Genomic DNA, 4,146 nt, shown 5'->3' on the forward strand with positions numbered 1-4,146 from the left:
CAATGGCTGGCATTGTGCATGAAGCCCAGGACACGCACCTGTGCGCGTTGTTTATTGGGGCGCACGGGGATACTGGAGACTACGAGTACGCACTAGACGCCGCCAACAGTGCAGCCAAACACCTGCAAGCAATACTGGCGGAACTTCCTTCAACTTCCCCACTGGCCCGCGACGCCGGCATACTCGCCAAGTTTGTGCGCGCGACACAGAGGAATCTGGCCCAACAGTGTCCTGCAGATAACCCGGACGAACTTCTAGGCTTAGCCACCAGTCTCAAAGAACGGCTGGAAGACTCTCAATAAAAGGAAACTCCCCCAGTGCTTCTCGTCGTTGGAAGCACTGGAGTTCAAATTGTGGAGGCACCTTTAAATTCTAAAGGGTAGAAGGAATTTCAATATAGTTTAATTAACTATATTGAAATATAAGTTTAACTAAAATTTAAACATGAAAGATATTTATTTATTCTCATATGATGTATGCTGCATGTTAACGTCGGAAAGTTATTGAAATTGCCCTTTCTATTTCTGACAATTCTGTAGATTTATGATCTAAAAAGGGTATTTTCCGGCGATTTCCAATAGTTACTTCACGTCAACGAGCCAGGAGAAGGTATCATGTTGAAATCTGCTTCCAAGATTATGTCTTTCTTTGCAGCCGGCACCATTTTGATTGGGTCTGCTTCTACTGCTACCGCTGTCGATATGCCACATAAGGAAGCTAATGCTTCAAACAGTACTTGTGCAGCGTCGAATGGCCCATCCAACACGAAGGATACAACCCAGTCTCCAGACAAAGCGGAACTTCTAAAAGACGCTAAGGAAAATGTCAGTAAGGGAAAAATCCATGCTCATGGTGACGCCGATCGCCTAGATCTCGACAATACAAAGGTTACGACGGTAAAGAGTGATGACGGAGAAAGCTTTGATCTCGTTACTGTACCTTATTCGAACGAGGGAGAATATAATTACCTCAGTAACATAACCGTTGCCTACAAGACGGAAGATCATTCGTCTCCAATTGGCCAATCGGAGACGCTTTATACAAAAGGCTCTGACAACAAGTTTAACGTCCAAGTATTCAAGGATGATCAGCTTGTTAAAGACGAAGGCCTTGACATTGACTACGTTGACGGAGCCACCCTTCAGGCTAACCAAAATGTCCCAAAGGCCGATCCTGACACCCCTGAGCTACAGGGCTGGGGAGAGAAGACCGCGTGCATTGGTGCCATTCTTGGTGTTAATGGAGTGGTTGCTGGACTGATCGGTTCGACTTGTGTAACAGCCTGTGGTGTAGAGCCTATCGGCGCGGCGGTATGTGCAGCCTGCATTGGAGCGATTGCCACCATCGGCACCGGCGATATCGCCGGTGCCATCGAATGCTTTAAGCTTTAGTTGAGGGGTGCGGAATGAAAGCTGCAATTCTTTTCTTTGGTGCTTTTTCTGCAGCGCTGGTCGTTGTCCTGCTGCCAAGGTGCTTTGACGATCCTAGTACCTTAGAGATTGGCGCCATAGCATTTTTCTCTTTGCTGTCCGTCGGCTTTTTGATGTTGGCGAGAGCTATGAGTGCTGAGCGCTCTGGCAGGAAATGACTGGCTCCCTGCGCCACATAATGCAGCTAGCTTTTCTCTCACCGCTGTTACCTGTTCTTTTGGTGTTTGGCTCCCTTTTTATAGGGATGAAGTTTGAAAGTACTCTGTTGATGGATAGCGGTCGAGAGGGACTTCCTGCTGAAATGATTTCTCTAAAATCTTCGAGCAAAGTTGTGCAACAAGACGACCGGGTTGGACAACTTTGGATAAAAGAATCGGAGAAAACAATGAAAAAGCGATGCACGGTCAATCACCTGAGAAATGGTTTTTGGATAACCGCACGTCACTGTGTCCAAGGACTCAATGGTCAGAGTGCTTCGGGATTCATTAGGCAATATGACGGTCAAAGCGCGAAGGTGGAAGACGTATATACTAAGGGAGAAACAGAAGATGTTGCATTGATTAAAGTTTCTGACGGAATTAATGCTGATTCTTTTGAGCTACCCACAAAGTCCTTAACCTTTAATGATGAAGCTAGTTTGATTGGGTATGGGGGATACCATGATTTCCCCTCCACAGCTGAGGTTCGTGTAGTTGCGTACTATGATAAGTACTCATTTGAAGCAGGCAGCTTTTCCAACATTCTCCAGAGCGTTGCTACTACCGACGCCTGGTCGTGCTCTGGAGACTCCGGCGGTGCAATATACTCCGGAAACACTATTTATGCTGTCCATACAGCAGGAGGAGCGAATCCCACTTGCCAAGACCGTAGGGGTGGGAAGATGTGGCACTCAGATATCTTCCCGTATGCTGATTGGATTAATTCCCTTATGAAGGAGACGCAGGATAGCAGTGAAGGTTACCGTTAATCTTGGGAAGATTCTCCTTTGGGAACCAAAAGAGCGGAAGATGCCAAGATAGTTAGAGCGCATGTTTCGGACTTATGCAGATTGGGTTTAGATGGATCTAGTTTTCCGCCTAAACCCAATCTGCATCTTTTTGCGGACTAGATTTCACGGCTGTGCTTATTTCCGGCAGGTTGACGGATCTTAATTCTTGGCTTCCAGTGACAAAGGAAACTCCCCAGTGCTTCTCGTCGTTGGAAGCACTGGGGAGAAGCCACCTGCGGGGTGCAGGAGTCGTGGCTTTTTGTTTTCCTTCCGTCCGGCTATGCGCCGGGGGAAGCGCGTTGCGGACACCCAAAACTATACCGCCTTCACGCGCGCCCGCAACCGAAACATCTTCCAGTAGGTGCTTAGCGGCTAAACTTTGAAGTATGCGCATATCTGTATATGTGCATGCAGAGAGTCCCTTTTAGGTTAACTGCTATCAGTGACCATCGACCACATAGCATGATATACACACATGCGCATGTCGCTACTTAGATAAAATATCCCTGAAGCTATTCTTGCGTCATGACTCGAGTAATTTCCGTGATTCAGTCGAAGGGCGGGACAGGGAAGACCACACTTTCAGTGATGCTCGCAGAGGCAATTCGGCAGATGGGGTATACCGTTGCAATCGCAGACGGCGATCCCCAGCAATCTGCTACCCGATGGGCAACCAAAGTGAAGGATTTTCCATTTCCTATCGAATCTGTCCACAGCTCAAGTGATTTCTCTGGAGTTGTCAGAAAGGGGAACAATCCGGACTTTCTTATAGTCGATACCCCTCCAGGTGGTTTAGCTTTCATAACCGAAAGCGCCGAGGCTGCCGATTTAGTCCTTCTTCCCACTGGTGTTTCCCCGATGGATATTGATCGAACTCAGGTAACGCTTTCTTGGCTAATAGAAATGGGGACACCAACAGCAGTTGTTCTGTCGAATGTCGACAGGAGGGAAAACTTCTAGATGAAGTCCATGCCGAGCTGGAGGGTGATGAGACTGCAGCGCTTGCTGAAACAGTCATCCCAACTAGGGCGGCTACACGGCGTGCCTTCGAAACAAGGCCCAGCAGTACGAAGGTGTGGGATTCTTTGGCCCGAGAAGTAATCGCAGCATTTGAGGAGTAAGGGGTAAACGATGGCAATTCCAAAGGCTAAGAATAAGGCACGGGAAGAATCACCTGGAAATAGGTCGGAGAGCTCGCCCTCAACAAAGATGTTCGCTCAAGCTAATGATAAAGCGACACGTCTTCAGTTGTACGTCCGTGATCGACAATTGATTAAAGAACTCAAACTCGCTGCAGTGGAAGAAGAGAAGAGCATCTCCCAACTTTTTGAAGAGTGGGCAACACGATGGCTCGAAGAAAGAAGCTGATTAACTGGTGTATATACCTACACACATGTGTATGTAGGTATATACATTTATTCCTTCTAGCGCTCTGACCTCGCTGTTTTCTAAAGCTCTGGGCCTTGTTCTTCTTCAAGCTCATCAGCGGGTGCTTGTTCGTCGGTAGTGTCGCTGTCGCTGGTAACGCTTTGCTGTTCTCCACCTAGGCCGAGGCTGGCGAGGAAGTCGAGGCTTGCTCGCGCACCTTCGTTCAGTCCGCTGGTGTCTTCGTCTTGAGTGTTGTCGGCGTTTTCCTCTTCTGGTGTGGTCTCGGGTGCAGGTTGCTCTTCCCCTACGGTGTTCTGGACGGCGGTGTCTTGCTCATCGTGGTGAGTATCGTCATTGTCT

The 4,146-nt window shown here is 48.2% G+C and carries 6 protein-coding genes and 1 pseudogene; 6 read left to right on the forward strand and 1 reads right to left on the reverse strand.

Annotation, left to right across the window (positions count from 1 at the left end; genetic code table 11):
- The 6 genes and pseudogenes from HMPREF3155_RS13100 to HMPREF3155_RS12420 all read left to right on the forward strand — a co-directional run.
- A pseudogene (locus HMPREF3155_RS13100) lies at positions 1 to 302 on the forward strand (hypothetical protein); the annotation flags it as partial.
- 312 nt (positions 303 to 614) lie between these two features.
- Positions 615 to 1,391: a hypothetical protein gene (locus HMPREF3155_RS01080; protein WP_070432356.1), complete on the forward strand. Its 777-nt coding sequence runs from the start codon at positions 615 to 617 to the stop codon at positions 1,389 to 1,391.
- Positions 1,392 to 1,405: 14 nt separating this feature from the next.
- Positions 1,406 to 1,588, forward strand: a complete 183-nt coding sequence (locus HMPREF3155_RS01085) for a hypothetical protein (RefSeq protein WP_070432357.1) — start codon at positions 1,406 to 1,408, stop codon at positions 1,586 to 1,588.
- A complete protein-coding gene (locus HMPREF3155_RS01090; RefSeq protein WP_070432358.1) occupies positions 1,585 to 2,397 on the forward strand; it encodes a trypsin-like serine protease in 813 nt (270 codons plus the stop codon). Before HMPREF3155_RS01085 ends, HMPREF3155_RS01090 begins: the two co-directional genes overlap by 4 nt.
- A gap of 546 nt (positions 2,398 to 2,943) precedes the next feature.
- Entirely contained in the window at positions 2,944 to 3,378 is a 435-nt protein-coding gene (locus HMPREF3155_RS01095; protein WP_239239156.1) for a ParA family protein, read from the forward strand.
- A 171-nt stretch (positions 3,379 to 3,549) separates the two neighbouring features.
- A complete protein-coding gene (locus HMPREF3155_RS12420) occupies positions 3,550 to 3,786 on the forward strand; it encodes a peptide transporter (protein ID WP_070456048.1) in 237 nt (78 codons plus the stop codon).
- A gap of 80 nt (positions 3,787 to 3,866) precedes the next feature.
- Here HMPREF3155_RS12420 and HMPREF3155_RS01100 read toward each other — a convergent pair.
- On the reverse strand, positions 3,867 to 4,146 hold a 280-nt coding region (locus HMPREF3155_RS01100), incomplete at its 5' end, for a hypothetical protein (RefSeq protein ID WP_148138204.1).

The organism is Corynebacterium sp. HMSC06D04, from assembly GCF_001807315.1.
Taxonomy (GTDB): domain Bacteria; phylum Actinomycetota; class Actinomycetes; order Mycobacteriales; family Mycobacteriaceae; genus Corynebacterium; species Corynebacterium simulans.

Excerpts from the sequence above, each read along its gene's own strand:
- HMPREF3155_RS01080 (WP_070432356.1), top strand. The coding sequence starts at position 615 with ATGTTGAAATCTGCTTCCAAGATTATGTCTTTCTTTGCAGCCGGCACC.
- HMPREF3155_RS01085 (WP_070432357.1), top strand. The coding sequence starts at position 1,406 with ATGAAAGCTGCAATTCTTTTCTTTGGTGCTTTTTCTGCAGCGCTGGTC.
- HMPREF3155_RS01090 (WP_070432358.1), top strand. The coding sequence starts at position 1,585 with ATGACTGGCTCCCTGCGCCACATAATGCAGCTAGCTTTTCTCTCACCG.
- HMPREF3155_RS01095 (WP_239239156.1), top strand. The coding sequence starts at position 2,944 with ATGACTCGAGTAATTTCCGTGATTCAGTCGAAGGGCGGGACAGGGAAG.
- HMPREF3155_RS12420 (WP_070456048.1), top strand. The coding sequence starts at position 3,550 with ATGGCAATTCCAAAGGCTAAGAATAAGGCACGGGAAGAATCACCTGGA.